Genomic DNA, 4,343 nt, shown 5'->3' on the forward strand with positions numbered 1-4,343 from the left:
TTTTCAACAGTATTACCAATTACAGGAATAGCACCACCAAATTTAGATAATAATGATGTAACAGTAGCCATTGTTGTAACACCAGTTAAACCCATTAATACATCGCTATCTAATATTTTAGTTGCATTAGAAAAAATTTTTAATAAATCATCTAAAATGATTTTAAAAATATCAAAAAACCTTAAGAAAGCATTAAAGAAAAATTCCAATAATTGTAAAAAAGGTAAGAAAAAGATTAATTTATTCCAAAGAAAAACTAAAATAGTTTTAATAAAATTAAAAACAATTAAAAAATTTTTATCCCAACCAACATTAAAACCAAATAATAAAGATGATTGAGTTAAAAAAATATGATGAAACAAAACATAAAAAAAAGAACCAAAAGCTTTCAAATAAGAAAAAGAAAAAAGATATTTTAAATGAATAATATTTATCATTTATTTTTCTTTGACTTTATAATTATTTGATTATCTTTTGAATCATCCGAAAGTGAATTATAAGGTGTTTTGTAAAAAAAATCTTTATTCAAATCTTTAGGTAAATCATTTTCTTTCTCTTTAATTTCAGCATCTAAAAAATCTAATTTACCATTTTCTTGTAATTCATGCATCATACGGTAAACATCTTGACGATAAATCCCCATATAATTAGCCATTTGACACATTTGATGAAATAAACGGGCAAATTCTTTTGTTTTAATTTCTCCGTTTAAAATATAATTGTTAACAACTTCTCTTAATTCATCGGAATATTCATATTTAGTTTGTAAATCTTTAATATAAAGATAAAAACGATATATAGCAATACCCAACAAAAAAAATAAAAAAGAAGTAAAGATATTAGATTCAAAAATATTAATTATTATTTGTTGAATATTCATTTTTAATTAATCCTTTCATATTTTAATTTATTTAATATTCTTAAAATTTAAATTAATTGCATTTCTTTTAAGAAACAAAGAGGGTTCATTTTTTGTTGATAAGCATAAAGATTTTGATAGAGAGTATGAGTAATATATAAAAGCTCTCTCGCTCTTGTTATCGCGACATACATTAAACGTTTTTCTTCTTCTAAAGATGAATGACCTAAAAAAGTATCAAAAAAAGTTTCTTGTTCGCAACCGATTAAAAAAACTATTTTAGACTCTAAACCTTTCATTTGATGAATAGAGGTTAAAGTTAAATGATTTTTAATAATAGTTTCTCTTTTGATATTAAGTTTTTCTTTTAAAAGTTTTAATTTATTCTCTATTTCTTTTGATAATTTGATATTAGTTGGAAAATAAACAATTTTTTTCGGAATTTGAAAAAGAATATTGTTTTTCTTTAAAAACTGTTCTAATACTTTTTTAAGAACTTTTTTACGATAAAGAATAACAATATCACTCAATTGATATTTCTTGCTTTCAATTAACTTTTTAATTTCTTTAACAATAAATAAAGCCTCTTGTGTTTCATCCCAACAAGGCTGATAAATAACCTTGCCCATTATTTGTAAAGTAGGTTTTAATTGATAAGAGAGAGGTAAAAGATGATTCGCAGTTTTTAAAATATTTGAGCTAGAACGATAATTATAAGTCAATTTTAATTCTTTCATTTGGAAAGTTTCTTTTAAATGTTGACTATAAATATTTTTAGTCCCTCGAAAACTATAAATATTTTGGTGTTCATCACCTACCATAAATAAAAGGCTTTTAGTGCCTAACATTTTTAAAATTTCCATTTGATAATAATCAATGTCTTGGGCTTCATCTACTAAAAGATAAGAAAATTTTTGTTGATAATCGCTTAATAAAAAAGGATATTTTTTTAATAAATAATAAGTATAAACAATTAAATCATCAAAATCTATTACCTCTTTTTCACAAAGAACTTGATTATAAGCATGAAAAAATTTTTGAAAAAAAGGATTAATATTAGTAATAATTTTCCTTTTTATTTTGGAAATGGACGCAATAACGTCATCCAAACCGCAAATAATTTTAATTTGAAATTGATTTAATAAATTTCTAATTATTTCACGAGTTTCAATTTCATCAATTAACTTAAAATCTTTTAAATTAAAATCTTTTAAATAAGCTAAATTTTGTTTTAAAAACATTAACGCGAAACCATGAAAAGTCATAATTTTAGCATCTTTTTCGTTTAATCTTTTTTTAAGGTTTTTAACAGCACTTTTATTAAAAGTAAGAATTAAAATACTTTTAACATTAAAATATTGACTTAAAAAATGAAATCTAGCTAAAAGAGTTTTTGTTTTACCAGTGCCAGCACCAGCATTTAAATATAAAGGTTGAAAAGAAAAATTAACAGCCTTTAATTGTTGATGATTTAACATAATTAAAAATCCTTTTTATCAAAAAAAGAAAATATTATTTTAACTTTTATAATAATATTTTTTACCATTAGGGTATATCACTAATGACTTTTTACCGTTCTTTTGAGAATAGTAAACAATTTTACCATCTGCATAAATTACTTTACGCAAACGTTGACGATTTTTAATATCGTAAGCCATTAATTATTTCAACCATTTAACTTTTTCAGCTACTGGCGCAATATAACCTAATTTATAGATTACAAAAATACATATACAACTAATAGCAACCAAAATTAAAAATTGTTTTAAAGACATATTTGAAATCTCCTTTATTTTATTTACTGATAGTTATATAACCAAAATGTGCTAACAAAATTAAAACAATCATAACAACACCTATTGAAGGTAAAAGCCAAGACATTAAAAATTTTCCAAAAGTTAATTTACGTCTTCTACTTCTACGAATATAACTTCTAAATCTTCTTCTTGCCATTACAAACTCCTTTTTTTTATTTATAAAATTTTATAAATAAATATAAAAAAAATAAGTGGGGGGAATCCACTTAGCACCTATTCTTTCAAGACAAAGCAATTTATTAATTTTAATAGTGGTTATTTTGTTTTTTACTCAAATGAAAAAGAACCCCTTTATCATTATTTAAGTTTTATCACTTTAATTGACCTTTTAATTAATGCGTTACTGTTTAATTACTTTTTAGAAGATAAAAATAAATATTACCCGATCGATTCTAGATATGTTTATTACTTATTTTATTATTTAGAATATATTATTATGCCTATTGTATTTAGTGTTTTTTATGCTAAAAAAAGCAAAAAAAATAAAATGGAGGTGGAATATGGCTTGTTGAAATTAATCATTTAGTTTATGTCGTTATTTACTATTTCATTAAGGGAGCCAAAGATACCTTATTTAAAGTAGTTTAACAAACTACAACGTCTGATAATGACGTACTTCATATCCTCGGTTGGCTAAACGAAAGAATAGCAGATTACAACAGAGGATAAAAGCGGATTGAGGTGAAGTTAATGCCCAAGAGAACAACGCAAGAAGCACTATTCTCATAGATAAGTCCTGCAACAGACCTAAACGCACAAAACGGAGTAATATATTAATCAACTCGAAAGAGTAGGTGATAAGTCGTAGATGAGAAACAGACGATGATAGCCTCTGTTTATTTGTGAAGTCGATAGACTTCGAGATAACCGACTAGGCTTAATAGTGTAAATAAAATCTATAATGTTGTCCTTATTTACAGAATCGTAAACCTTAGAATCGCCTTATGCTTGGAAACTTTCTCGTACGGTGAATGGATTAACTTGCGAAGCATTATGGCCTTGGTTGTTGTCTGTTCCAGTTCCACTATCAGAACCACTTCCATTCTGTTTTCCCTTTATTTTCACTAGGTTGTATTGCTTATATCCGTTTTGTTTTCATCTTTTTTATTGAAATTGTCAATAGCTAATATAATAGCGTAAAATATTGAAATACCTAATAAGATAAAATTTTCCAAATATACTATTTTTTTGTGTCACGATTATTGCCATTTATATAATTAATTTTAATGATTTATATATATAAATCATTAAAATTAATTATATAAAAAAAGTCTTAGCTGGGTTAATGTCGTTCTTCCCAACGAGAAAAAGATGAAAAAATTACCATTTTTGATATAATGGAAATATGAAAAAAGAGGGCCCAAAAAAGATAAAAAAACCATTTTAAAGCGTTTTTCAAGCAGAATTGATCTTTTTCAAAAGAGAAAAAGAAACCTAGAGAACTTTTTTTTAAAAGAATTTTAGGACTTGTTATCAGATGATTTTTATGAGAAGATATAATAATCTTTTATTGTGTTAAATTTACTTAACTAATTATTAATTAATGGAGGGAATTATGTTATTATTATATTATTAGCATATTTTTTTATGAAGCAATAAAGTCCTTTAAAAAAGCCTTTCTTTTTCTTATTGGTCTTAATTATTGGACTTCTATGAAAAAATAAAAA

4 protein-coding genes and 1 pseudogene are annotated in these 4,343 nt (G+C 24.2%); all 5 read right to left on the reverse strand.

Going from position 1 to position 4,343, the window contains the following annotated elements; translation table 11 throughout:
* Positions 1-437: pseudogene (locus RI01_RS01935) on the reverse strand (hypothetical protein); the annotation flags it as partial.
* Positions 434-880 (reverse strand): hypothetical protein, encoded by a 447-nt coding sequence (locus tag RI01_RS01940; protein ID WP_017192981.1) that lies wholly within the window; start codon positions 878-880, stop codon positions 434-436. The pseudogene RI01_RS01935 and the gene RI01_RS01940, both read right to left, overlap by 4 nt.
* 47 nt (positions 881-927) lie before the next feature.
* Complete coding sequence (locus tag RI01_RS01945; protein WP_017192982.1) at positions 928-2,337, reverse strand: ATP-dependent helicase; 1,410 nt, start codon at positions 2,335-2,337, stop codon at positions 928-930.
* A 39-nt stretch (positions 2,338-2,376) separates the two neighbouring features.
* On the reverse strand, positions 2,377-2,517 hold the full coding sequence (locus tag RI01_RS03640) for a hypothetical protein (RefSeq protein ID WP_017192983.1): 141 nt from the start codon (positions 2,515-2,517) through the stop codon (positions 2,377-2,379).
* A gap of 136 nt (positions 2,518-2,653) precedes the next feature.
* Complete coding sequence (locus RI01_RS03755; protein ID WP_017192985.1) at positions 2,654-2,812, reverse strand: hypothetical protein; 159 nt, start codon at positions 2,810-2,812, stop codon at positions 2,654-2,656.
* Between the last annotated feature and the right edge of the window lie 1,531 nt (positions 2,813-4,343).

Source organism: Italian clover phyllody phytoplasma str. MA1 (genome assembly GCF_000300695.1).
Lineage (GTDB): Bacteria > Bacillota_I > Bacilli_A > Acholeplasmatales > Acholeplasmataceae > Phytoplasma.

Excerpts from the sequence above, each read along its gene's own strand:
- RI01_RS01940 (WP_017192981.1), bottom strand. The coding sequence starts at position 880 with ATGAATATTCAACAAATAATAATTAATATTTTTGAATCTAATATCTTT.
- RI01_RS01945 (WP_017192982.1), bottom strand. The coding sequence starts at position 2,337 with ATGTTAAATCATCAACAATTAAAGGCTGTTAATTTTTCTTTTCAACCT.
- RI01_RS03640 (WP_017192983.1), bottom strand. The coding sequence starts at position 2,517 with ATGGCTTACGATATTAAAAATCGTCAACGTTTGCGTAAAGTAATTTAT.
- RI01_RS03755 (WP_017192985.1), bottom strand. The coding sequence starts at position 2,812 with ATGGCAAGAAGAAGATTTAGAAGTTATATTCGTAGAAGTAGAAGACGT.